Annotated in this window: 1 pseudogene; it reads right to left on the bottom strand. The window is 44.0% G+C overall.

What is annotated here, in order from left to right:
* Positions 1–304 (bottom strand): annotated as a pseudogene (locus HJY11_RS13455) (N(5)-(carboxyethyl)ornithine synthase); the annotation flags it as partial.
* Between the last annotated feature and the right edge of the window lie 14 nt (positions 305–318).

Genomic DNA, 318 nt, shown 5'->3' with positions numbered 1-318 from the left:
CTTCACATACATGTGGATTCACCCATCCGAAAAGAGTGCGCCCCTCTTTCAGTTCTCTGAGATATTCTGCGTCTCCCACTTTCGGATCACACACGATATCACAGATTCTTAGAATCTCTTCCCTGTCGGCTGTATGTGCGCCGTTTGCCTGATATTCTTTATCATCAATTCCAAACTCCTTCCCATATCCGGTCTCAAAGACCAGATAATCCGCAAAATCCTTGAGATCATCCATATCATCAGGAAGAAGCGCAATTCGCCGTTCATTTTCCTTTTCGCTTTTCACAAATCCCATTTTTTTCATAAGGCAATGCTCCC

It is taken from the genome of Bittarella massiliensis (ex Durand et al. 2017) (assembly GCF_017566145.1).
Lineage (GTDB): Bacteria > Bacillota > Clostridia > Oscillospirales > Ruminococcaceae > Bittarella > Bittarella massiliensis_A.
The sequence above is the reverse complement of the archived record's forward strand: the minus strand, read 5'-3'. Positions and strand labels throughout refer to the sequence as shown.